Origin of the sequence: Enterobacter sp. CPE_E1241, from assembly GCF_045618265.1 — a bacterium.
Lineage (GTDB): Bacteria > Pseudomonadota > Gammaproteobacteria > Enterobacterales > Enterobacteriaceae > Enterobacter > Enterobacter adelaidei.
Map to the genome: position 1 here is coordinate 3,797,960 of NZ_JBIWYV010000001.1, position 22,857 is coordinate 3,820,816.

Genomic DNA, 22,857 nt, shown 5'->3' on the forward strand with positions numbered 1-22,857 from the left:
ACACCGCCTTTTATTACCCTGCGCAATTGTCTCTCATTGACACAAAATCGTTTCCTCTGTATAAAATTCCGCCTTAATAATGAGTTTCATTTGCATCAAAAAATAATGTTAATGATGGGTAGCATTTCATGAAAAAGATCTTCTGCGCGTTAGGCCTGGCGGTTGCGTCGGTCAGTTCTGCTCTGGCAACCACGTATCCTCTGACAATTGAAAACTGTGGCTATAAAGAGACGTTCACCAAAGCACCGGAACGCGTCGTGGCCCTGGGTCAGAACACCGTCGAAATTTTGCTCCTGCTGGGTCTGGAGGATAAGGTGAAGGCCAGCGCCTTCTGGCCGACCAAAGTGCTACCGCAGCTGGCGGAACAGAACGCGAAAATCAAAACCCTGACAGTTGAAATCCCTACCCTTGAATCCGTGCTTGCGCAAAATCCTGACTTTGTCCCCGCCCAGACGCCGCTGTTGCTGGGGCCGGAAAGTAAGGTCGCAAAACGCGAAGACCTGATGACCCTCGGCGTGAACAGCTACGTTTCACCGGGCATGTGCGCGACCAAAAAAGCCACCGGCGATATGTATGGCAGCCGCCAGAAGCTGTGGGATATGACGTATCTCTATCAAGAGATTGAGGATTTCGCCAAAATCTTTAACGTTGAAGATCGCGGCCAGGCGGTGATTGCCGATTTCAAAAAACGCGAGGCCGAGCTGCGTAAGGAATTCGGCAAGAATAAAAAAGATCTTTCGTTTGTCTTCTGGTTCTCCAGCTCATCCCCTTCTGCAGATGCTTACGTCGGTGGTAAAAATAGCCCCTCCGGGTTTATCGCCAGCCTGATGGGTGGTCATAACGCTATTACGTCCGAGACCGAATGGCCAACCGTAGGTTGGGAAAGCATTATTGCCGCAAATCCGGATGTCATCGTGGTGTCCAGCCTGGACCGCAACCGCTGGGCGCTGGATAACGCGGAAGAAAAAATCAAATTCCTGAAGAACGATCCGGCGGTCAGCCAGCTGGATGCGGTGAAAAAAGGTCATATCGTAGTGATGGACGGCCAGGCGATGAACCCGACGATTCGCACGATTTACGGGGCTGAGCAGGTCGGCGAACAGCTCAGAAAGCTGGGGCTGAACTGATGACCGTCGCTGTTCTTCAGGCCCGACAGGGCCTGGTTCTGACAACGTCATGTTTGCTCGCGTTTGTACTGTTATTTCTGGTCATCGCGCTTGGCGTCAGCGTCGGCGAGCTGTCCATCCCACTGCAAAATGTCTTTTATGCTATCAGCAATAAAATGGGGCTTACCCAGGTTCCGCTCAATCGCATCTATGAGAGTGTTATCTGGGACTTTCGCCTGAGCCGCGCGCTGGTGGCAGCCTGCTGTGGCGCGGGGCTGGCCATCTGCGGTGCAGTATTACAGAGCCTGCTGAAGAACGCGCTGGCGGAACCTTACGTGCTGGGCGTATCTGCGGGTGCGTCTACCGGGGCGGTTTCCGTCGTGGTATTGGGTATCGGCACCGGTGCGGTGTCGCTCTCTGCGGGGGCGTTTGCCGGGGCGTTTGCCGCCTTTGCCTTCGTCGCCTTCCTGACGAACGGTGCGCGTGGCGGTAATGAACGGACCATTCTGGCAGGCGTAGCCGCCTCTCAGTTGTTCAACGCCATTACCGCCTACACCATCAGCACCTCCGCCAGTGCCCAGCAAGCGCGTGATGTCATGTTCTGGCTGTTGGGCAGCTTCAGCGGCGTTCGCTGGCCTGAATTCCAGCTGGTGCTGGTGGTGGTACTCATTGGGTTAGCCGTTTGCCTCTACTATTCCCGGGCGCTGGATGCCTTTACCTTCGGCGATGATGCCGCCGCGTCCCTGGGCATTGCCGTCCCCTGGGTGCGCCTGGCACTCTTTACCACTACCGCGCTGATTACTGCCACAATCGTCAGCATGGCGGGCTCCATCGGCTTTGTAGGGCTGGTGGTACCGCATGTGATGCGTTTCCTGTTTGGGCCGCTGCACCGCACATTGCTGATTGCCAGCGCGCTGGCAGGGGCGATCCTGATGGTGCTGGCAGATATCGCCTCACGCATGCTGATTGCCCCGCAAAGCCTGCCCGTAGGCGTGGTGACCGCGCTGGTGGGTGTACCTTTCTTTGCCGTGATTATCTACCGCTCAAGGAATAAGTGATGAGCATCTGCGCTGAAAATATTACCTGGAAGGTAGGCAAAAAAGTCATCGTTAATGACGTCTCTCTGAAGGTCTCCCGGGGTGAAACCGTCGGGCTGCTAGGACCAAATGGCTGCGGTAAATCCTCGCTTTTGCGTATCCTTGCGGGCCTTCGTCGCCCGGACATCGGCAGCGTAACCCTGGACGGGCAAGATATTTCCCGGATAGCCAAAAAGCAACTCGCCCGCCGGGTCGCCTTCGTTGAGCAACACGGGATGACCGATGCGAATATGCGCGTACGTGACGTGGTAAAGCTCGGTCGTATTCCGCACCACTCCCCTTTTTCAAACTGGAGCACGCACGATGACGAGACCGTCACCGCTGCCCTGCAACGCGTGGACATGCAGGATAAAAGCGACCAGGGCTGGCTGAGCCTGTCTGGCGGTGAACGCCAGCGGGTGCACATTGCCCGTGCGCTGGCCCAGACTCCCACTGAAATCCTGCTGGATGAACCGACAAATCACCTGGACATTCACCATCAGATGCAGTTAATGCATTTGATCAGTGAGCTGCCTGTCACCAGTATTGTCGCTATCCACGATCTCAATCATGCTTCGATGTTCTGTGATTCGTTGATTGTGATGCAAAAAGGGCAAATCGTGGCCACGGGAACACCGCAGGAGATCTTATCCGAAGAGCTGCTCTGGGACGTCTTCCGGGTAAAAACCAAAATTGAGATCTCGCCGTTCCATGGCAAAAAGCACATTCACTTTATCGTTTAGGGGCAAGTAAACAACGATGTCCCTTCGCCCTGCCACCACACTCTGGCCGCCCGTTTTACTGGGTAGCCAGTTTGTTTTTAACATTGGTTTTTATGCCGTTGTCCCCTTCCTGGCGATATTCCTGCGCGACGATATGCTGCTCTCCGGCGGGCTGATCGGGCTGATCCTGGGGCTACGCACGTTCTCCCAGCAGGGGATGTTTATCGTCGGGGGGGCGCTCTCGGATCGCTTTGGCGCGAAAGTCGTGATCCTGAGCGGGTGCGTTATCCGCGTCGCGGGTTATCTGCTGCTGGCCTTCGGGCAATCTCTGTGGCCCATTATTCTTGGTGCATGTCTGACCGGCATCGGCGGAGCATTATTCTCCCCTTCCATTGAGGCTCTGCTGGCGAAAGCGGGCACGCACAGCGAGGCGAAAGGAAAACGTAGCCGGGCGGAATGGTTTGCTCTCTTTGCTGTCTGTGGTGAGCTCGGTGCAGTGCTGGGCCCGGTTGCAGGAGCTCTGCTGACGGGGCTTGGTTTCCGCCAGGTGGCGCTGGCAGGTGCGGGGGTCTTTATCATTGCGCTAGTGGTGCTCTACTTCTGCCTCCCAGCTTCACACCACCGTTCACAGACGCTACACATACAGCCCTGGTGGACAACGTTCCGCCAGCCGCGCTTTGTCGCCTTTATCATTGCCTACAGCTCGTGGCTGTTAAGTTATAACCAGCTTTATCTGGCGCTGCCGGTGGAGATCCAGCGTTCTGGTGGTAACGAGAAAGATCTCGGCCCACTTTTTATGCTGGCCTCCATTCTGATCATTACCTTACAGTTACCGCTGGCGCGTTTTGCCCGACGCGTGGGCGCGGTGAGGATCCTGCCTCTGGGCTTTTTACTGCTCTCCACCGCCTTTGCGAGCGTGGCGATGTTTGCCCCGATGACGCCGCCGGAAGGCTGGCTTCGCTTACTGCCCTCAGTCTGTTTTGTGACGCTGTTGACGCTGGGACAGATGCTGCTGGTGCCATCGGCAAAAGATCTCATTCCGCGGTTCGCCGTGGAATCAACGCTTGGCGCGCACTACGGCGCACTCGCCACCGCCGGAGGCATTGCGGTACTGGCAGGAAACTTGTTGTTTGGCAGCATGCTGGATCGCGCGCTGGTGCCCTCAACGCAGGCAATGTATCCATGGCTGCTGCTGGCCCTTTTCCCACTCTGCAGCGCGCTGGCCCTGAACGTGATTTGCCGCCCACTCAGAAGCTGAACCAGTCACTTTTTCAGGCGATACTTCACCGGTAGCTCCGGCACGGGACGGCGGTCATCAATCAGATGGCGGATAGTCAGAATGGGATGACGCCACAACATACGCGGGCCAGCCCAGCGCATGACCTGCTTCATCTCTTCACGTCTGGCAGGCTGATAGCAGTGCACCGGGCACTGCTTGCAGGCGGGTTTTTCTTCACCAAATACACACTTATCCAGGCGTTTATCGGCATAAGCCTTAAGCGCCTGATAATAACCCTCTTCCTGAGAAGCCTGTGGACACTGCTTTTCATACAACGCGATCATTTTCGCAATTGTCTCTTTTTCTCGTGATATGCGTTTTCCAGACATAACGACTTACCCAGCAATAAAGTGCATTAATAATACATTTTTAAACTCCAGATTTCAGTTGTTGCATTCCTTTTTCTGAAGCCTGATTCCAGTATTAAGCCTGCACCTCATGAAAATCACTGGTATTTTATACAGGCATCAGAAATGACTATTGTCCATGCTGCCAGGAGGCCCTATGCAAGAGATCGTGATAACCAAACCCTACCGCCATTTGAAAGTGGGATATTTCAGAAAGCGTCATGAAGACCGTAAAACCAAGATACCAAAGCGTTACAGCGTGCATGCGGCGCTGAGCTTAAAAGGTGACTGGCTTGAACAAGCAGGGTTTACCACAAATTCCCAGGTCAGAGTGGGCATAGAGCATGGAAAAATTGTCATTGAGTTAATGCCGGAAGGCACCTCGTAAAGCGCGACATTTTTCTGCGCCGTACCTTTTTTTCATGCGACAATAGAAGGAACAAACGGCCACTGAGCCGATCAAAACGGTTTATTTTCAAAGAAATGGACATCATAACTCCATGAGCACAATCGACAATTTCGACGCACATACGCCGATGATGCAGCAGTATCTGAAGCTGAAGGCACAGCATCCGGAAATCCTGCTGTTTTACCGTATGGGCGATTTTTACGAGCTGTTTTATGACGATGCTAAGCGTGCATCGCAGTTGCTCGACATCTCGCTGACCAAACGTGGTGCATCGGCGGGTGAACCCATTCCTATGGCAGGTATCCCGCATCACGCGGTAGAAAACTACCTGGCCAAACTGGTGAATCAGGGCGAGTCCGTCGCCATTTGCGAACAGATCGGCGACCCGGCGACCTCGAAAGGTCCGGTTGAGCGCAAAGTCGTGCGCATCGTCACGCCAGGTACCATCAGTGATGAAGCCCTGCTGCAGGAGCGTCAGGATAACCTGCTGGCGGCACTCTGGCAGGACAGCAAAGGGTTTGGCTACGCGACGCTCGACATCAGCTCCGGACGTTTTCGTCTGAGTGAACCGGCTGACCGTGAAACGATGGCTGCCGAATTGCAGCGCACCAACCCGGCAGAATTACTCTATGCCGAGGATTTCGCCGAAATGGCGCTTATCGAAGGCCGTCGTGGATTGCGCCGCCGTCCGCTTTGGGAGTTCGAAATTGATACCGCGCGTCAGCAACTGAATCTCCAGTTCGGCACCCGCGATCTGATTGGCTTTGGCGTCGAAAACGCCCCGCGCGGACTGTGCGCAGCAGGTTGTCTTCTGCAGTACGTGAAAGACACCCAGCGCACCGCCCTGCCGCATATCCGCTCTATCACGATGGAGCGCCAGCAGGACAGCATCATCATGGATGCCGCTACGCGCCGTAACCTGGAGATCACCCAGAACCTGGCGGGTGGCGTCGAGAATACGCTCGCCTCGGTCCTCGACAGTACCGTGACGCCGATGGGCAGCCGTATGCTTAAACGTTGGCTGCATATGCCGATTAGGGATACCGATACGCTGGTTTGCCGTCAGCAGACGATTGCTGCGTTGCAGGATCGTTATACCGAGCTGCAGCCGGTCCTGCGCCAAGTAGGCGATCTGGAACGTATCCTGGCCCGTCTGGCTCTGCGGACAGCGCGCCCACGCGATCTTGCGAGGATGCGTCATGCTTTTCAGCAACTGCCGGAACTGCGTACTCAGTTAAGCGACGTAGACAGCGCCCCTGTCCAGAAACTCCGCGAAACCATGGGCGAATTTACCGAGCTTCGCGAGCTGCTGGAGCGCGCCATTATTGATGCACCCCCTGTTCTGGTGCGTGATGGCGGCGTGATTGCCCCTGGCTACAACGAAGAGCTGGACGAATGGCGCGCGCTGGCCGACGGCGCAACGGACTACCTTGATAAGCTGGAAATCCGCGAGCGCGAGCGACTTGGGCTCGACACCCTGAAAGTGGGCTATAACGCGGTACACGGTTACTATATTCAGATCAGCCGCGGGCAGAGCCACCTGGCACCGATTCACTACGTGCGTCGCCAGACATTGAAAAATGCAGAACGCTACATTATTCCTGAGCTGAAAGAGTACGAGGACAAAGTTCTCACCTCGAAAGGTAAAGCGCTGGCTCTGGAAAAACAGCTGTATGACGAGCTGTTTGACATGCTGATGCCGCACCTGGCCGACCTGCAACTGAGCGCCAGCGCGCTGGCGGAACTGGACGTGCTGGTGAATCTGGCGGAACGTGCTGAAACGCTGAACTATACCTGCCCGACCTTTACCGACAAACCCGGCATTCGCATTACCGAAGGTCGTCACCCGGTGGTAGAGCAGGTGCTGAACGAACCGTTCATCGCTAACCCCCTGAACCTGTCACCGCAGAGAAGGATGCTGATCATTACCGGCCCGAACATGGGCGGTAAGAGTACCTACATGCGCCAGACAGCGCTGATCGCGCTGCTCGCTTACATCGGCAGCTACGTCCCGGCGCAAAACGTGGAGATTGGCCCCATCGACCGCATCTTTACCCGCGTGGGCGCAGCGGACGATCTGGCTAGCGGCCGCTCAACCTTCATGGTTGAAATGACCGAAACGGCTAACATTCTGCATAACGCGACGGAACACAGCCTGGTGCTGATGGACGAAGTCGGACGCGGAACATCAACCTATGATGGTCTGTCACTGGCATGGGCCTGTGCTGAAAGTCTGGCGAATAAGATCAAGGCAATGACCCTGTTCGCAACCCACTATTTCGAGCTGACACAGTTGCCGGAGAAAATGGAAGGGGTTGCTAATGTCCACCTTGATGCGCTGGAACACGGCGACACTATCGCCTTTATGCACACGGTGCAGGATGGCGCGGCGAGCAAGAGCTATGGCCTGGCCGTCGCAGCGCTGGCGGGTGTTCCTAAAGAGGTGATTAAACGCGCGCGTCAGAAACTGCGTGAGCTGGAAAACCTCTCACCGAATGCGGCTGCAACGCAGATTGATGGCACACAGATGTCGCTGTTAGCACCAGCGGAAGAGACGTCGCCAGCAGTAGAAGCCCTGGAAAACCTCGACCCGGATTCCCTGACGCCGCGTCAGGCGCTGGAGTGGATTTATCGGCTGAAGAGTTTAGTGTAGTTTTTTGCCGGGTGGCGGCTTCGCCTTACCCGGCCTACACAACCCGTAAGCCCGGTAAGCGCAGCGCCACCGGGCTTTTTTTTACAGCAACGGCGGAATGGTCGGCACCTGTGGTGCCTCGTCAATATCCTTCTGCGTCATGCGAAATGCTTCCGGATAGTGATCCCGGCTGGTACGGCGCAGCGGTTCAGTATCACGCCAGGTATACAGGCAATGCTGGCACTGATACACAGTCCAGACCCCTTTCACGGGAGATGTCGCCATTACTTCAATGTGTTCATCGGCACAACGTGGACAAATCATCTTTTCCTCCTTATTGACGTGCAGCCAGCATCGCGGTCAGTTTTTCCGCCCAGGCTTTAGTTTCAGGTAAATCCTGTACCGGCTGGCTGTAGTGGCCACGGGTGTCCGGAGCAACTGGCGTCGTAGCATCAATAATCAGCTTGTCGGTAATACCCGCCGGGCTCGAACCAGGGTCAAGTTCAAGCACTGACATGTTCGGCAACTGCACCAGATCACCTGCCGGGTTCACTTTCGATGACAGCGCCCACATCACCTGTGGCAGGTTGAACGGATCGACATCCTCATCCACCATAATGACCATTTTCACGTAGCCCAGACCGTGCGGCGTGGTCATGGCACGTAAACCAACCGCACGAGCAAAACCGCCGTAGCGTTTTTTAGTAGAGATAATCGCCAGCAGACCGTGGGTGTACATCGCGTTCACCGCCTGCACTTCCGGGAATTCCGCTTTTAGCTGCTGGTAGAGCGGCACGCAGGTGGCTGGCCCCATCAGATAGTCAATCTCGGTCCACGGCATGCCGAGGTAGAGGGACTCAAAAATCGGTTTGGTGCGGTATGAAACTTTATCAATACGCACCACTGTCATGTTACGGCCACCGGAATAGTGTCCGGTAAACTCACCAAACGGCCCTTCTATCTCACGCTTGCGGCCTTCGATCACCCCTTCGAGGATCACTTCTGACCCCCACGGCACGTCGAAACCGGTCAGCGGTGCGGTAGCAATGGGATACGGGCTTTCACGCAGCGCGCCAGCCATCTCATACTCAGACTGATCGTATTTAAGCGGTGTAGCGCCCATGAGCGTGATGATTGGATCGTTGCCAAGCGTTATCGCAATCGGCAGATCTTCCCCGCGCTCTTCCGCTTTGTGCAGATGCAGAGCAATGTCGTGCATAGGTACCGGCTGCAGGCCCAGCTTGCACTTGCCCTTCACTTCCATGCGGTAAATACCGACGTTTTGCTTGCCAAAATGATCGGGGTCCAGCGGATCGCGCGAGACAACGCAGGCTTTATCAAGATAAAAACCACCGTCACCGTCATTCAGGCGAAACAGCGGCAGAATGTCGAACAGGTTAATGTCTTCACCGTCCACCGTATTCTGCGCCCAGGCCGGGTTAGCGCGGCGCTCCGGTGTGACGGGGAATTTATCCCAGCGGCGGATAAACTCGTCGATCTGTTTTTTGACCGGGGTGTTCGCAGGCAGCCCCATCGAAATGGCGTGATTCTGCCAGGAGCCAATCGTATTCATCACGACACGGGCATCGGTAAACCCGCGAATCTTGTCGAACCACAGCGCGGGGGCACCGCCGCCAATACGTCCCGTTGCGTTGGCTGCCGCAGCCAGATCCGGCTCGGCGTTTACCTCTTCCTCAATTTTCAGCAGTTGCCCTTGCTCATCGAGCGCCTGCAGGAAGCTTCTCAAATCATCAAATGCCATCTTTATTCTCCTGTGAAAAATGTTTCGCCTCCTGCAACCCGTTCCAGCGGCGTGCCTTTTTATGCTCCAGACCAAACTGGTCAAGCGCGCGGGTCACAATATGCTGGGTAATGTCATCGGCGGTTTGCGGGTGGTTGTAATACGCAGGCATGGGCGGCACCATCGCCACGCCCATGCGGGAAAGCGCAAGCATATTCTCCAGATGAACGGTGCTGAGCGGCGTTTCACGGGGAACCAGCACCAGCTTACGCCCCTCTTTCAGCACCACATCCGCCGCGCGTCCCACCAGCCCTTCGGCGTAGCCTGCGCGGATCCCCGCCAGCGTTTTCATGCTGCAGGGAATGACGATCATGCCGTCGGTGCGAAATGAGCCGGATGAGATGGTGGCGGCCTGGTCAGCCGGACTGTGGACAACGTCAGCCAGAGCAGCAACGTCCTGCGCGGTGTAAGGCGTTTCCAGCTCAATGGTGGTTTTTGCCCACTTCGACATAACCAGGTGGGTCTCCACCTCCGGAATCTCCCGCAAGGCCTGGAGTAGCGCCACGCCCAGCGGAGCGCCTGTCGCCCCTGTCATTCCCACGATCAATCTCATTCAGCACCTCAATTGTTTTGTTCGTACACGAACATTAAAACTAAACTACTCCCGAACCATTTTCCTGACAAGATCGTTCGTACACGATCACACGAATCGCTAAAAAATGCCGCGTTAAAATCCGGAGCAATAGCGGCTATCATAGTGGGAGATTTTTTCCGTCGGAGTGTTCATGGAACTAAGAAAAGAGGCGTTCCACCTGTTACGTCAGCTTTTTCAACAGCATACTGCGCAGTGGCAGCACGCCTTGCCGGAACTGACCAAGCCGCAGTATGCGGTCATGCGCTCAATTGCCGAGCATCCTGGCATTGAACAGGTGGCATTGACCGAAGTCGCGGTTAGCACAAAAGCGACGCTGGCAGAAATGCTAAGCCGCATGGAGGCGCGCGGGCTGGTCAAACGTGAACTCGATCCTGCGGATAAGCGCCGCCGGTTTGTCTTCCTGACGCCAGAAGGAGAAGCCCTGCTTGCAGGCTGTAAACCGGTTGGCAATGAGGTGGATGAGGCGTTTTTAGGACGTCTAAACAAGGCCGAGCGGGAGCAGTTCTCTGCGCTCATCAAAAAGATGATGCACGATTAATTCACGCTGGTGCGCATAAAATCGATAAAGCTGCGCACTTTTGCGGGTACATGCCGGGCATCAGGATAAACCGCGTAGATGCCCTGCCTCGCAAAGGTGTATCCCGGTAAAACCGACACCAGATTTCGCGCATCCAGTGCCTCACGCACCAGCCATTCCGGTAGTAACGCCACACCACTTCCTGCAAGTGCAAAGGCCATTAGCGCCTGCGCACTGTCCGCAAACAAACGCGGTGCTTTTTTAATCTCCAGCGTCTCTGATGCCCCGCTGGCATCTTTTACCTGCCAGTGCAACGGCGAGGCCAGACGCTCGTGAACGAGCCAGTCAGCTTGTGCCAGATGTTCCAGCGATTCAATTGGATTTTTCGCCAGCCACTCGGGCGTCGCGACGGGCAGGATGGAGAAGTGCGAGATCGCAGCTGCGTGATAGCGCGAGTCGGCGAGCGTCCCCAGCCGGATGGCGACATCAAAGCGCTCTGAAATTAGGTCGGCATGCAGCGACGACGAAACATGTCTTACGCGAAGATCAGGATGCTGCTGGCTAAACCTGGCCAGCAAAGGAACCACGACCCTTGAACCATACTCCGGTGTGGTCGTGATCCGCAATTCCCCCGTGAGCCCGCCATGATTCGCACGTACATCGTCCTGCAATTGCTCTGCATCCTTCAGAAGCGCGGCGCTGCGTTGATGAAAAAGCGCACCTGCCTCGGTTAAGGTCAGACGTCGGGTGGAACGCAGTAACAGGGTGACGCCCAGCTCAGCTTCGAGCTGGCGGATATTGAAGCTAACCACGGCTTTTGTCAGCCCCATAGCGTCGGCTGCCGCAGTGAAACTGCCGGTATCCGCTACCGCTACAAACATCGCCGTCCGCTGTAAATTAATCATCGTCACTCTTTTTACTGTCAAAATGTGTTTGACAGTATATCTCGCTTTGTCGCATTTATCCGTACCTCCCGGGCCGCTACGATACGCCACCTCACGGGAGGAACCGCCATGACGTATCGCAGCAAAGTCGCCGTTGTTTATCTAATGGGCTTTTTTCTTGATTTGATCAACATGTTTATTGCCAGTGTCGCCTTTCCGGCAATAGCGCACACGTTTAACGCTACGCCTTCAGCACTTGCCTGGGTCAGTAACGGGTATATTGCCGGGCTGACGCTGGTGATCCCCTTTAGCACCGTGCTGACACGCCGCATCGGGCCAAAGCGCGTCATCCTGCTCTCGCTTTTACTGTTCAGCGCGACCTCTGTTGCCGCAGGCTTGTCTTCCTCACTGGAAAGCCTGATTGCCTGGCGAGTACTGCAGGGAGTGGGAGGAGGCTTATTGATCCCCGTCGGACAAGCACTGACCTGGCAACAGTATAAGCCCCACGAGCGTGCCAGACTTTCTTCAGCGGTCATGCTGGTGGCGTTGCTTGCTCCCGCTTGCTCGCCTGCAATCGGGGGAGTTCTGGTGCAGATGCTAAGCTGGCGGTGGATATTTTTTGCCACCCTTCCCGTTGCGGTGGTGACGTTTATGTTGGCCTCCCTGTGGCTGAAACACGAAATGCCACCGATGAAAGCGACCAGGCTGTTAAATCTGCCTTTGCTGTTGGACCCGCTTCTGCGTTTTTCCATGCTGGTCTATTTATGTGTACCCGGCATGTTTATTGGGGTGAACGTAACGGGTATGTTTTATCTTCAGAACGAAGCGAACATGACGCCTGCCGAAACGGGAATGCTCATGCTGCCATGGTCTCTGGCATCATTCATGGCGATCACAGCGACGGGCCGCTACTTTAACCGCATCGGTCCTCGGCCACTTATTGTCACGGGTTGCCTGCTGCAGGCGCTGGGCATTTTGCTGTTGCTCAACGTCAACTCAGCCACAACAGCGCTGTTACCGACTGTTGCGTTTGTATTGATGGGAGCAGGAGGCAGTCTTTGCAGCAGCACAGCTCAGAGTAGTGCTTTTTTGACGACGCGCCGGGAAGAGATGCCGGATGCCAGCGCCCTGTGGAATCTTAATCGCCAGCTGAGCTTTTTTGCCGGAGCCCTGCTACTGGCACAAATGCTGAACGTGGCCCAGGTATATCTGACACCTCTCGCCGCGTGGCACGGGATGTTTATTTTTGCCGCAGGCATCACCTTATTGCCCGTACTGTATGCTTTTCGTCTTAACAATAAGCAGGTGCTAACACAACTGCGACAGGAGAATTCATGACGCTTTTCGAACAAGAGATTATCGACCTCCACATTGCGCTCGAAAGCTGGTTAGGTAATGGCGAAGGTGATATTGACGCACTGCTCGCCCGTTTCCGGCCTGATTTTTTGATGGTCCCGCCTGGGGGGACCCATATCGACTATGACGGTCTTGTCAGCTTTCTGGAAAAACAGCGCGGAAGCCGTCCCGGACTGAAGATCGTCATCGATGAATTAACAACTCGACAGACATGGAGCCACGGAGCGCTGCTTCACTACCGGGAGACGCAAACTCGTCCCGATCACCCGGTCAACGTGCGCTGGTCAACCGCCCTGCTTAATCTGGAAGGTGATTTGATCACGTGGCGTTTGCTGCACGAAACGGCACAGCCGTAGAAAAAAAGAAAAAGGCCCGTCTCACGACGGGCCTTTTTTTGACGAAAGGTTGCTTATTCGCGGAACAGCGCTTCGATATTCAGACCTTGCCCCTGCAGGATTTCACGCAGGCGGCGCAGACCTTCAACCTGAATCTGACGAACACGTTCACGGGTCAGGCCAATTTCGCGGCCGACGTCTTCCAGTGTTGCAGCTTCATACCCCAGTAAACCGAAACGACGCGCCAGCACTTCACGCTGTTTGGCGTTCAGTTCGAACAGCCATTTGACGATGCTCTGTTTCATGTCATCGTCCTGCGTGGTGTCTTCCGGACCGTTGTCTTTTTCATCGGCCAGGATGTCCAGCAGCGCTTTTTCGGAGTCGCCACCCAGCGGGGTGTCAACCGAGGTAATGCGCTCGTTGAGACGCAGCATACGGCTTACGTCATCAACCGGTTTATCGAGTTGTTCGGCAATTTCTTCTGCGCTTGGCTCGTGGTCCAGTTTATGGGACAACTCGCGTGCGGTACGCAGATAGACGTTCAACTCTTTGACGATGTGAATCGGCAGGCGGATCGTACGGGTCTGGTTCATAATGGCCCGTTCGATGGTCTGACGAATCCACCAGGTCGCGTAGGTTGAGAAACGGAACCCGCGTTCCGGGTCAAACTTCTCAACTGCGCGGATGAGGCCTAAGTTGCCCTCTTCAATCAGATCCAGCAGAGCCAGACCACGATTGCCGTAACGGCGAGCAATTTTCACGACCAGTCGCAAGTTACTTTCAATCATGCGACGACGCGAGGCAACATCACCACGCAAAGCACGACGTGCGAAATAGACTTCTTCTTCGGCCGTTAACAGTGGGGAGTAACCAATCTCCCCAAGGTAAAGCTGAGTCGCGTCCAGTACACGCTGTGTGGCACCCTGCGATAACAGCTCTTCTTCAGCCAAATCGTTATCACTGGGCTCCTCTTCTACTAAGGCTTTTTCGTCAAAAGCCTCTACTCCGTTCTCATCAAATTCCGCGTCTTCATTTAAATCATGAACTTTCAGCGTATTCTGACTCATAAGGTGGCTCCTACCCGTGATCCCTGAACGAGACACCCTGGCTGGCATGCCCCGTCAAATTATCGCTGCGGCAAGTACTGCAGCGGGTTTACGGATTTCCCCTTGTAACGAATTTCAAAATGCAAGCGTGTAGAACTGGTTCCGGTGCTACCCATAGTAGCGATTTTTTGCCCCGCCTTAACTTCTTGTTGTTCCCGGACCAGCATTGTGTCGTTATGGGCGTAGGCACTCAGGTAATCATCGTTATGTTTGATGATAATAAGATTACCGTAACCGCGCAGAGCGTTACCGGCATATACAACACGTCCATCTGCGGTCGCGATGATAGCCTGTCCCTTACTCCCTGCGATATCGATCCCTTTATTTCCACCTTCGGAGGAAGAGAAGTTTTCGATAACCTTGCCGTCAGTTGGCCAGCGCCATGTAGAAATTGGCGAACTGGACGTCATACTGCTGGCAGTCGGTTCAGTAGAGCTAACCACAGGTGCCGTCACGGGTGCTGTGACAACAGTCGCAGTCCCTTTATTATTCGGCAACATTTTGTTAGCAGTCTGATCACCTGAATCCTCAGAATACGTAATTACAGGTTGTGAAGCAACCACTGTGGTGGATTTTTGTGCAGGCTTAACGCTGTTATTTTGTGCAGTCACATCGGCCGCAGAAACGGTGTTACCTGGCGTAAGTGGCTTGCCTGTGGCGTTGCCAACCTGAAGCGTTTGGCCCACTTCCAGTCCATACGGCGCCTGAACGTTGTTACGCTGGGCGAGGTCACGGAAATCGTTCCCGGTAATCCACGCAATGTAGAACAGCGTATCGCCGCGTTTCACGGTATAGGTACTGCCGCCGGTATAGCTGCCTTTAGGAATGTTCCCATACTGACGGTTATAAACTATGCGGCCATTTTGGGTCTGGACAGGTTGTTCAACTGGCTGAACCTGCATTGGCTGTGTAACAGGATGTTGCACAGGCTGAATTTGTGGTGTTTGCTGCGGCGCAGCAGTACCCATTTTAGGTGGCGGCGTGATCAACATTCCGCTGGACGTGCTACCGGAGCCGCTGTTTCCGCCGACGGAACTGACGGGCGCAGGCGCGTTGTTAGAACTTGTACAGCCTGCCAGCCAAAGCGAAACCAGTGATAATGCCGCAACACGGCTAATGGTGAATTTAGGGCTTCCCGCGCTCATTTATCCCCCAGGAATGTGTTAACTACCAGTGACTTAAAATTTACCGTGAAGGCACGACTCTTTCGCGCCACACCATACGCTGAATTTGCCTTAATAACCCTGGATAATTCCGAGTCTCAGGCCAACTCCCCCTTTACCAGAGGCACAAAACGCACGGCTTCCACGGTGTCGATAATAAACTCGCCGCCACGTCGACGAACGCGCTTCAAAAGCTGCTGCTCGTCCCCGACAGGCAAAACAAGAATGCCCCCCTCATCCAACTGCGACAACAGGGCTGCAGGAATTTCAGGCGGGGCCGCCGTCACGATGATAGCGTCAAACGGGGCGCGAGCCTTCCAACCCTGCCATCCATCACCGTGTCGTGTCGAAACATTATGTAAATCAAGTTGTTTCAGGCGACGACGCGCCTGCCACTGCAAACCTTTAATACGCTCAACGGAGCACACATGATGAACCAGATGCGCCAGGATGGCGGTCTGATACCCCGATCCGGTGCCAATTTCCAGTACACGGGAGTCGGGCGTCAGCTCCAGAAGTTCCGTCATGCGCGCCACCATGTAGGGCTGCGAAATCGTCTGGCCCTGCCCAATAGGCAGTGCCACGTTTTCCCACGCTTTGTGTTCAAACGCCTCGTCTACAAATTTCTCACGCGGAACCTGAGCGAGCGCTTCAAGCACGTGCTCGTCGCGGATCCCCTGCGCGCGTAGTTGTTCCAGAAGAGTTTGTACACGTTTGTTTACCATTGCGCGTTCACTCCTGCGCGATCCAGCCAGCCCGACACCACATCATGCGCGCTATACGCGGTTAAATCTACGTGCAGCGGTGTAACCGAAACATAGCCTTCATCCACGGCGGCAAAGTCGGTATCAGGACCCGCATCGCACTTATCGCCGGGAGGACCGATCCAGTAAAGCGTATTCCCACGTGGATCCTGCTGCGGGATCACCTGATCGGCCGGGTGCCGGCTTCCGCATCGCGTGACGCGAATGCCTTTAATTTCATTCAGAGGGAGATCCGGCACGTTGATATTGAGGATGCGCCCGGTACGCAGCGGCTCACGGCTGAGCGCGCGCAGGATCGAGCAGGTCACCACGGCTGCGGTGTCGTAATGCGTGTGACCGTTTAACGAGACCGCCAGGGCAGGGAACCCCAGATGTCGTCCTTCCATTGCGGCTGCCACGGTACCGGAGTAAATCACGTCATCGCCGAGATTTGGCCCGGCGTTAATACCCGAGACGACGATATCCGGGCGCGGTCGCATTAACGCGTTCACGCCCAGAAATACGCAGTCTGTCGGCGTGCCCATCTGCACGGCAATATCGCCATTTTCAAAGGTAAAAGTGCGAAGCGACGACTCCAGCGTCAGTGAGTTAGACGCTCCACTGCGGTTACGATCGGGGGCCACGACCTGCACATCCGCAAATTCGCGAAGGTGTTTCGCCAGGGTCTGAATGCCCGGCGCGTGGATCCCGTCATCGTTACTCAGCAATATTCGCATAATCACCCGATGTGTTGATAAGTTCCCTGACAACACTGGTGGCAAAGCTACCTGCCGGCAGCCAGAAGCGTAACTCGACGGTTACGTCATCCCACCAGTTCCAGCTTAACTGCTGCGGATAGAGCAGCATCGCGCGGCGTGCTGCTTCGACTTTTTCTCGCACCAGCAATGATTGTAATTCTTGTGCATTCGCAACGGCAGACTGCTCCGCAGCCAGCGCATCGCCCTGCGTCCCCCACTCGCCCGTACCGGGCAACGCGGCGGTAATCATCAGCGTTTTGGCATCCACGCGCGACTGAACATCGGCCATTTCTTCGGCCGTTGCCACAAACCAGCTTCCGCGTCCCGCTAATTGTAGCGCATCGCCAACAACAACTTGATTCGCGTCCGGTTTTTTCAGCCTTTCGCTCACAATCTGATTAAACAACGCACTACGCGCCGCAGACAACCAAAAACTGCGTTTATTCCTGTCACGGACGGGCGCATCACTTTGTGCCCAGCGCAGCGCACCCTGCAGGTTGCTGCCGCCAATACCAAAGCGCTGAGCGCCAAAGTAGTTAGGCACGCCATCGGCGTTGATAGCAGCCAAACGCTTCTCGACGTCATCGCGGTTTGTGATTTCGCGTAGCACCAGCGTAAAATCGTTACCTTTCAAGGCGCCCAGACGCAATTTGCGTTTATGGCGGGCGTACTCCAGTACCTTACAGCCTTCAAGCTCAAATTTGCTTAAATCAGGCATCGTATTGCCGGGAACGCGTGCGCATAGCCACTGTTCAGTGACGGCGTGTTTATCTTTCTGGCCGGCAAAACTCACTTCACGAGCATGAATTTTGAGGAATTTTGCCAGCGCATCGGCCACAAAGCGGGTATTGCAGCCATTTTTCAGAATGCGCACCAGGATATGTTCGCCTTCGCCATCGGGCGCGAACCCCAGATCCTCGACCACGAGGAAGTCTTCGGGGCTGGCTTTCAGCACCCCGTTCCCCTGCGGTTTACCGTGGAGGTATGTCAGATTGTCGAAGTCTGTCATGCGTTCGCCTTCATCAGCAGCGCCACGGCTTCACAGGCAATCCCTTCGCCGCGGCCGGTAAAGCCCAGTTTCTCAGTGGTGGTTGCTTTGACATTGACGTCATCCATATGGCAACCCAGATCTTCAGCAATAAACACGCGCATCTGAGGAATGTGCGGCAACATTTTTGGTGCCTGAGCGATGATCGTCACATCGACGTTGCCCAGGGTGTAACCTTTGGCCTGAATACGACGCCAGGCTTCACGCAGCAACGCACGGCTATCCGCACCTTTGAAGGCCGGATCCGTGTCAGGAAAAAGCTTGCCAATATCACCCAGCGCAGCAGCACCGAGTAATGCATCGGTTAATGCATGTAATGCCACGTCGCCATCAGAATGCGCCAGCAACCCTTTTTCATAAGGAATACGTACGCCGCCAATGATAATTGGGCCTTCTCCGCCAAAGGCGTGTACATCAAAACCGTGTCCAATTCGCATTATGCCTTCTCCTAATGGGTCGAACGGGTAAGATAAAATTCCGCGAGCTGTAAATCTTCAGGGCGCGTCACTTTTATATTATCAGCACGTCCTTCAACAAGCTCAGGGTGAAAACCGCAATACTCCAGCGCTGAGGCTTCGTCCGTAATGGTCGCACCTTCTTTAAGCGCACGCGTTAAGCAGTCATGGAGTAATTCGCGGGGGAAAAATTGTGGCGTCAGCGCGTGCCATAAATCGACGCGATCAACGGTGTGAGCGATAGCCCGTTTACCCGGCTCAGCGCGTTTCATGGTGTCACGCACCGGCGCGGCGAGAATCCCGCCAACCTTGCTTGTTTCGCTCAGGGCCAGCAGGCGCGCAAGATCGTCCTGATGCAGGCATGGACGCGCGGCATCATGCACCAGCACCCACCGTGCATCCCCGGCGGCCCGAATGCCCGCCAGCACGGAATCGGCGCGCTCGGCACCGCCATCGACAACGGTAATCTGCGGATGATTTGCCAGCGGTAACTGCGCGAAGCGCGCATCACCCGGGCTGATAGCGATGATCACACGCTTCACACGTGGATGCGCCAGCAGCGCCGCCACAGCATGTTCGAGGATCGTTTTATCGCCAATTGAGAGGTATTGCTTGGGACATTCTGTCTGCATGCGCCGGCCAAAACCTGCGGCCGGCACCACGGCGCATACGTCCGAAAAAGTTACTGCCATGTCGTAATCCTGGGCCTGATTATCGATTGTTTTGTGCTGAGCCCTGATTGCGTTTAGACGCATCCGGAACCAGACGATAAAAAGTTTCGCCCGGCTTAGTCATACTGAGTTCATTGCGTGCGCGTTCCTCAATCGCCTCTTGCCCGCCATTGAGGTCATCAATTTCAGCAAAGAGTTGATCGTTTCGCGCCTTAAGTTTGGCGTTTGTTGCCTGCTGAGCCGCAACGTCATCGCTCACCCGGCTATAGTCGTGCAGTCCGTTCTTACCGAACCACAGCGAGTATTGCAGCCAGATCAGCAAAGCCAGCAACAGCAGCGTTAGTTTACCCATCCTGCCCCCTGAAAAACGGCATCATCATCCCAAAACGCCCCAGGGCACTACGCCGGGGGTACAGAGATGCCGCAATATCGCGGGCAAATGTACCACATTTTTTCCGCAGAATCGCCCTGCACAATATCGTCACACAGTTGGTTACGGTTTGAATTATGGCTGAAGTTAGCCCATGAGCCACAAAAATAACAGTCCAAACATTAGGACCACCGTCACAATCGTGACCACGGCACTGTAAAGGAGTTTGCCATTGAGTAGCGAATGCAACGCAATGCCGACGACAACCGCGACGGGCATCAGCGCCAGGAAGAATGGCCAGGTGTAGAGAAAGAAGAACAGCGTATTACCGCCGTAAATGAGAAACGGGATACCCAGCGCCAGTAACCACGAGACGAAGCCGACGATGGCCCCAGGAAATGACCAGGTCGTCTCGTCGTCGGTCGCTATCGGCTCCGACCCGGTGGTAATGATGTAGTTTTCACTGTTGCGCATAGCTAATCCTGTGACCATGACTCATCGCTCGGGTAAATAGCGCCCAAACGATACCGTCTCAGGATCTGATAATATCGTCCTGTCTGAGGAGGTCTAATAATTGGCTTACTAAATTTGTTACCAATTGTTGACCTTCCAGGTGAATTTCAGGCGATTCAGGCGCTTCGTATACTGCGTCTATTCCCGTGAAATTTCGCAGTTCACCCGCACGCGCTTTCTTGTACAGCCCTTTCGGATCGCGCGCTTCACAAATCTCCAGCGGCGTATCGACAAACACTTCGATAAAGCGATCCTGCCCAACGCGCTCACGCACCATCTGGCGCTCTGCCCGGTGCGGAGAGATGAACGCAGTAAGGACCACCAGCCCGGCATCCGCCATCAGGCTCGCCACTTCCCCTACCCGACGGATATTCTCTTTACGGTCTTCGTCGCTGAAACCCAAATCGTTGCACAGACCATGGCGCACGTTGTCTCCATCCAGCAGGTATGTGCTCACGCCTTGCTGATACAGCGCCTCTTCCAGCGCCCCCGCTACCGTGGATTTACCGGAACCCGACAGCCCGGTAAACCACAGCACAACCCCACGGTGACCGTGGAGTTGCTCACGCTGAGCGACAGTGACCGGATGAGGATGCCAGACGACGTTCTCATCATGAGCAGCCATTACTTCCCTCCCAGCAGATCGCGCGCACCCCAGTGCGGGAAGTGTTTACGCACCAGCGCATTCAGTTCCAGCTCGAAGGCGCTGAACTCAGACGTCACGGCGGCCTGTTCGTTAGGCTCGCGCACCATCCCGGCACCGACGGTGACGTTAGTCAGACGGTCGATAAAGATCAGCCCGCCCGTGACCGGGTTTTGCTGATACGGATCCAGCACCAGTGGCTCGTCGAAAGTCAGATCGACCAGGCCGATGCCGTTCAGCGGCAGCTCGGTGACGTCACGCTGGGTCAGATTGTTGATATCCACCTGGAACTGAATACCGTCCACGCGGGCGCGGGTTTTCTTGCCCGCAATTTTAATGTCGTAGCTTTGCCCAGCGGTCAGCGGCTGTTCGGCCATCCACACCACATCCACGGACGCGCCCTGTACCGCCGTCAGCGTTTCGTGCGCATCCACCAGCAGGTCACCGCGGCTGATATCAATCTCATCTTTCAGCACCAGCGTCACCGCTTCACCGGCTCCCGCCTCCGGCAGGTCACCGTCAAAAGTGACAATACGGGCAATAGCCGATTCTACGCCAGATGGCAGCACTTTGACGCGCTGACCCACTTTCACAGAACCTGATGCAATAGTGCCTGAAAAACCACGGAAATCGAGGTTCGGACGATTCACGTACTGCACCGGGAAACGCATCGGTTGGGTATCAACCACGCGCTGAATTTCGACAGTTTCCAGCACTTCCAGCAGCGTCGGGCCGCTGTACCACGGCATGTTCGTGCTCTGGGACGCGACGTTATCGCCTTCCAGCGCCGAGAGCGGCACAAAACGAATGTCCAGGTTACCTGGCAGCTGTTCGGCAAAGGTCAGGTAGCTCTGGCGGATCTCGTCGAATTTTTCTTCGCTGAAATTCACCAGATCCATTTTATTGATTGCCACCACCAGGTGCTTGATCCCCAGCAGCGTGGAAATAAAACTGTGACGACGGGTTTGATCGAGCACGCCTTTACGGGCGTCGATCAGCAGGATCGCCAGATCGCAGGTGGAGGCACCGGTCGCCATGTTACGGGTGTACTGCTCGTGCCCCGGGGTGTCGGCGATAATAAATTTGCGCTTCTCGGTAGAGAAGTAACGATAAGCCACATCAATGGTGATGCCCTGCTCGCGCTCCGCCTGCAGGCCATCCACCAGCAGGGCCAGATCGAGTTTTTCACCCTGGGTGCCGTGACGTTTGCTGTCGTTATGCAGGGAAGAGAGCTGATCTTCGTAAATCTGACGCGTGTCGTGCAGCAGACGGCCAATCAGGGTGCTTTTCCCGTCATCCACGCTGCCGCAGGTCAGAAAGCGCAGCAAGCTCTTATGTTGTTGCGCGTGCAGATAAGCTTCTACGCCGCCTTCTTTGGCAATTTGTTGAGCAATGGTCGTGTTCATGGCGGCTCCTTAGAAATAACCCTGACGTTTCTTCAGCTCCATGGAGCCTGCCTGGTCGCGGTCAATCACGCGCCCCTGTCGCTCACTGGTGGTCGACACCAGCATCTCTTCGATGATCTCCGGCAGCGTCTGTGCGCTGGATTCCACCGCACCGGTCAATGGCCAGCAACCGAGGGTACGGAAACGCACCATCTGTTTTTTGATCACTTCACCTGGCTGCAGGTCGATGCGATCGTCGTCGATCATCATCAGCATCCCGTCGCGCTCCAGTACCGGACGCTCAGCGGCCAGATACAGCGGAACGATCTCGATATTTTCCAGATAGATGTACTGCCAGATATCCAGCTCGGTCCAGTTGGAGAGCGGGAAGACGCGAATGCTTTCGCCTTTGTTGATCTGGCCGTTGTAGTTGTGCCACAGCTCCGGGCGCTGGTTTTTTGGGTCCCAGCGGTGGAAGCGGTCACGGAAAGAGTAGATACGCTCTTTCGCACGGGATTTTTCCTCATCACGACGCGCGCCGCCGAAGGCCGCATCAAAACCGTATTTGTTCAGCGCCTGCTTCAGCCCTTCGGTTTTCATGATGTCAGTGTGCTTGGCGCTACCGTGCACGAACGGGTTGATGCCCATCGCCACACCTTCCGGGTTTTTATGCACCAGCAATTCGCAGCCATAGGCTTTGGCGGTACGGTCGCGGAATTCGTACATTTCGCGGAATTTCCAGCCGGTATCCACATGCAGCAACGGGAACGGCAGCGTACCCGGGTAAAACGCTTTACGCGCCAGATTCAGCATGACGCTGGAGTCTTTGCCGATGGAATACATCATCACCGGGTTAGAAAACTCGGCGGCCACTTCGCGGATAATATGGATACTTTCCGCTTCGAGCTGCCGCAGGTGAGTAAGACGTTTTTGGTCCATAACC

Annotated in this window: 26 protein-coding genes; 9 read left to right on the plus strand and 17 right to left on the minus strand. The window is 55.3% G+C overall.

The window, feature by feature from the left end; all coding sequences use genetic code 11:
- Window positions 1–128: 128 nt before the first annotated feature.
- Genes ACJ9Y9_RS18590 through ACJ9Y9_RS18605 form a run of 4 tightly spaced genes read left to right on the plus strand, consistent with a single transcriptional unit; the run spans window position 129 to window position 4,162 of the window.
- On the plus strand, window positions 129–1,127 hold the full coding sequence (locus ACJ9Y9_RS18590) for an ABC transporter substrate-binding protein (protein ID WP_028016845.1): 999 nt from the start codon (window positions 129–131) through the stop codon (window positions 1,125–1,127).
- The gene (locus ACJ9Y9_RS18595; RefSeq protein ID WP_028016846.1) at window positions 1,127–2,164 is read left to right on the plus strand and encodes an iron ABC transporter permease; all 1,038 of its coding nucleotides are present in this window, start codon (window positions 1,127–1,129) and stop codon (window positions 2,162–2,164) included. The genes ACJ9Y9_RS18590 and ACJ9Y9_RS18595 overlap by 1 nt, the downstream gene beginning before the upstream one ends.
- Window positions 2,164–2,925, plus strand: a complete 762-nt coding sequence (locus tag ACJ9Y9_RS18600; RefSeq protein ID WP_028016847.1) for an ABC transporter ATP-binding protein — start codon at window positions 2,164–2,166, stop codon at window positions 2,923–2,925. The genes ACJ9Y9_RS18595 and ACJ9Y9_RS18600 overlap by 1 nt, the downstream gene beginning before the upstream one ends.
- Window positions 2,926–2,941: 16 nt before the next feature.
- Entirely contained in the window at window positions 2,942–4,162 is a 1,221-nt protein-coding gene (locus ACJ9Y9_RS18605) for an MFS transporter (RefSeq protein WP_028016848.1), read from the plus strand.
- A gap of 5 nt (window positions 4,163–4,167) precedes the next feature.
- Here the strand turns inward: ACJ9Y9_RS18605 and ACJ9Y9_RS18610 are convergent, their stop codons facing one another.
- Window positions 4,168–4,512, minus strand: coding sequence for a nitrous oxide-stimulated promoter family protein (locus ACJ9Y9_RS18610; protein WP_028016849.1), 345 nt, complete (start codon window positions 4,510–4,512; stop codon window positions 4,168–4,170).
- A gap of 175 nt (window positions 4,513–4,687) precedes the next feature.
- On the opposite strand from ACJ9Y9_RS18610, the gene ACJ9Y9_RS18615 reads away from it, so the two are divergent.
- Together ACJ9Y9_RS18615 and mutS are read left to right on the plus strand one after the other, a co-directional pair.
- Entirely contained in the window at window positions 4,688–4,918 is a 231-nt protein-coding gene (locus tag ACJ9Y9_RS18615; RefSeq protein ID WP_028016850.1) for a SymE family type I addiction module toxin, read from the plus strand.
- 112 nt (window positions 4,919–5,030) lie between these two features.
- Window positions 5,031–7,592 (plus strand): DNA mismatch repair protein MutS, encoded by a 2,562-nt coding sequence (mutS, locus tag ACJ9Y9_RS18620; protein WP_028016851.1) that lies wholly within the window; start codon window positions 5,031–5,033, stop codon window positions 7,590–7,592.
- Window positions 7,593–7,673: 81 nt separating this feature from the next.
- On the opposite strand, the gene ACJ9Y9_RS18625 is transcribed toward mutS, so the two are convergent.
- Genes ACJ9Y9_RS18625 through ACJ9Y9_RS18635 form a run of 3 tightly spaced genes read right to left on the minus strand, consistent with a single transcriptional unit; the run spans window position 7,674 to window position 9,925 of the window.
- Window positions 7,674–7,895 (minus strand): non-oxidative hydroxyarylic acid decarboxylases subunit D, encoded by a 222-nt coding sequence (locus ACJ9Y9_RS18625; protein WP_028016852.1) that lies wholly within the window; start codon window positions 7,893–7,895, stop codon window positions 7,674–7,676.
- Window positions 7,896–7,905: 10 nt separating this feature from the next.
- Window positions 7,906–9,333, minus strand: coding sequence for a non-oxidative hydroxyarylic acid decarboxylases subunit C (locus tag ACJ9Y9_RS18630; protein ID WP_028016853.1), 1,428 nt, complete (start codon window positions 9,331–9,333; stop codon window positions 7,906–7,908).
- Window positions 9,323–9,925, minus strand: coding sequence for a non-oxidative hydroxyarylic acid decarboxylases subunit B (locus ACJ9Y9_RS18635; RefSeq protein WP_028016854.1), 603 nt, complete (start codon window positions 9,923–9,925; stop codon window positions 9,323–9,325). Before ACJ9Y9_RS18635 ends, ACJ9Y9_RS18630 begins: the two co-directional genes overlap by 11 nt.
- Before the next feature lie 172 nt (window positions 9,926–10,097).
- Between ACJ9Y9_RS18635 and ACJ9Y9_RS18640 the strand changes: the two genes are divergently transcribed.
- Window positions 10,098–10,505: a MarR family winged helix-turn-helix transcriptional regulator gene (locus ACJ9Y9_RS18640; protein ID WP_028016855.1), complete on the plus strand. Its 408-nt coding sequence runs from the start codon at window positions 10,098–10,100 to the stop codon at window positions 10,503–10,505.
- Here ACJ9Y9_RS18640 and ACJ9Y9_RS18645 read toward each other — a convergent pair.
- Window positions 10,502–11,389, minus strand: a complete 888-nt coding sequence (locus ACJ9Y9_RS18645; protein ID WP_028016856.1) for a LysR family transcriptional regulator — start codon at window positions 11,387–11,389, stop codon at window positions 10,502–10,504. The two genes, ACJ9Y9_RS18640 and ACJ9Y9_RS18645, sit on opposite strands and share 4 nt — an antisense overlap.
- Before the next feature lie 108 nt (window positions 11,390–11,497).
- Between ACJ9Y9_RS18645 and ACJ9Y9_RS18650 the strand changes: the two genes are divergently transcribed.
- Together ACJ9Y9_RS18650 and ACJ9Y9_RS18655 are read left to right on the plus strand one after the other, a co-directional pair.
- A complete protein-coding gene (locus tag ACJ9Y9_RS18650; RefSeq protein ID WP_028016857.1) occupies window positions 11,498–12,706 on the plus strand; it encodes an MFS transporter in 1,209 nt (402 codons plus the stop codon).
- On the plus strand, window positions 12,703–13,080 hold the full coding sequence (locus ACJ9Y9_RS18655; protein WP_028016858.1) for a DUF4440 domain-containing protein: 378 nt from the start codon (window positions 12,703–12,705) through the stop codon (window positions 13,078–13,080). Before ACJ9Y9_RS18650 ends, ACJ9Y9_RS18655 begins: the two co-directional genes overlap by 4 nt.
- A gap of 53 nt (window positions 13,081–13,133) precedes the next feature.
- Here ACJ9Y9_RS18655 and rpoS read toward each other — a convergent pair whose 3' ends face one another.
- From rpoS to cysD, 12 genes are all read right to left on the minus strand, one after another.
- Window positions 13,134–14,126, minus strand: coding sequence for an RNA polymerase sigma factor RpoS (gene rpoS / locus ACJ9Y9_RS18660; protein WP_008499600.1), 993 nt, complete (start codon window positions 14,124–14,126; stop codon window positions 13,134–13,136).
- A gap of 59 nt (window positions 14,127–14,185) precedes the next feature.
- On the minus strand, window positions 14,186–15,310 hold the full coding sequence (gene nlpD, locus ACJ9Y9_RS18665) for a murein hydrolase activator NlpD (RefSeq protein ID WP_028016859.1): 1,125 nt from the start codon (window positions 15,308–15,310) through the stop codon (window positions 14,186–14,188).
- Between the two features lie 116 nt (window positions 15,311–15,426).
- Entirely contained in the window at window positions 15,427–16,053 is a 627-nt protein-coding gene (locus ACJ9Y9_RS18670) for a protein-L-isoaspartate(D-aspartate) O-methyltransferase (protein WP_023333224.1), read from the minus strand.
- A complete protein-coding gene (gene surE / locus ACJ9Y9_RS18675) occupies window positions 16,047–16,808 on the minus strand; it encodes a 5'/3'-nucleotidase SurE (RefSeq protein WP_028016860.1) in 762 nt (253 codons plus the stop codon). Before surE ends, ACJ9Y9_RS18670 begins: the two co-directional genes overlap by 7 nt.
- The gene (gene truD, locus ACJ9Y9_RS18680; RefSeq protein ID WP_028016861.1) at window positions 16,789–17,838 is read right to left on the minus strand and encodes a tRNA pseudouridine(13) synthase TruD; all 1,050 of its coding nucleotides are present in this window, start codon (window positions 17,836–17,838) and stop codon (window positions 16,789–16,791) included. Before truD ends, surE begins: the two co-directional genes overlap by 20 nt.
- Window positions 17,835–18,314 (minus strand): 2-C-methyl-D-erythritol 2,4-cyclodiphosphate synthase, encoded by a 480-nt coding sequence (gene ispF, locus ACJ9Y9_RS18685; RefSeq protein ID WP_028016862.1) that lies wholly within the window; start codon window positions 18,312–18,314, stop codon window positions 17,835–17,837. The genes truD and ispF overlap by 4 nt, the downstream gene beginning before the upstream one ends.
- An 11-nt stretch (window positions 18,315–18,325) precedes the next feature.
- Complete coding sequence (gene ispD, locus ACJ9Y9_RS18690) at window positions 18,326–19,024, minus strand: 2-C-methyl-D-erythritol 4-phosphate cytidylyltransferase (protein ID WP_028016863.1); 699 nt, start codon at window positions 19,022–19,024, stop codon at window positions 18,326–18,328.
- 19 nt (window positions 19,025–19,043) lie between these two features.
- Complete coding sequence (gene ftsB / locus ACJ9Y9_RS18695) at window positions 19,044–19,355, minus strand: cell division protein FtsB (protein WP_008499609.1); 312 nt, start codon at window positions 19,353–19,355, stop codon at window positions 19,044–19,046.
- 165 nt (window positions 19,356–19,520) lie between these two features.
- Entirely contained in the window at window positions 19,521–19,847 is a 327-nt protein-coding gene (locus ACJ9Y9_RS18700; protein ID WP_028016864.1) for a DUF3561 family protein, read from the minus strand.
- A 58-nt stretch (window positions 19,848–19,905) separates the two neighbouring features.
- Window positions 19,906–20,511, minus strand: coding sequence for an adenylyl-sulfate kinase (cysC, locus tag ACJ9Y9_RS18705; protein WP_028016865.1), 606 nt, complete (start codon window positions 20,509–20,511; stop codon window positions 19,906–19,908).
- Window positions 20,511–21,935 carry a sulfate adenylyltransferase subunit CysN gene (gene cysN / locus ACJ9Y9_RS18710; RefSeq protein WP_028016866.1) on the minus strand — a complete coding sequence of 475 codons (1,425 nt, stop codon included), beginning with the start codon at window positions 21,933–21,935 and terminating at the stop codon, window positions 20,511–20,513. The genes cysC and cysN overlap by 1 nt, the downstream gene beginning before the upstream one ends.
- A gap of 9 nt (window positions 21,936–21,944) precedes the next feature.
- On the minus strand, window positions 21,945–22,853 hold the full coding sequence (gene cysD, locus ACJ9Y9_RS18715; RefSeq protein WP_028016867.1) for a sulfate adenylyltransferase subunit CysD: 909 nt from the start codon (window positions 22,851–22,853) through the stop codon (window positions 21,945–21,947).
- Window positions 22,854–22,857 lie beyond the last annotated feature (4 nt).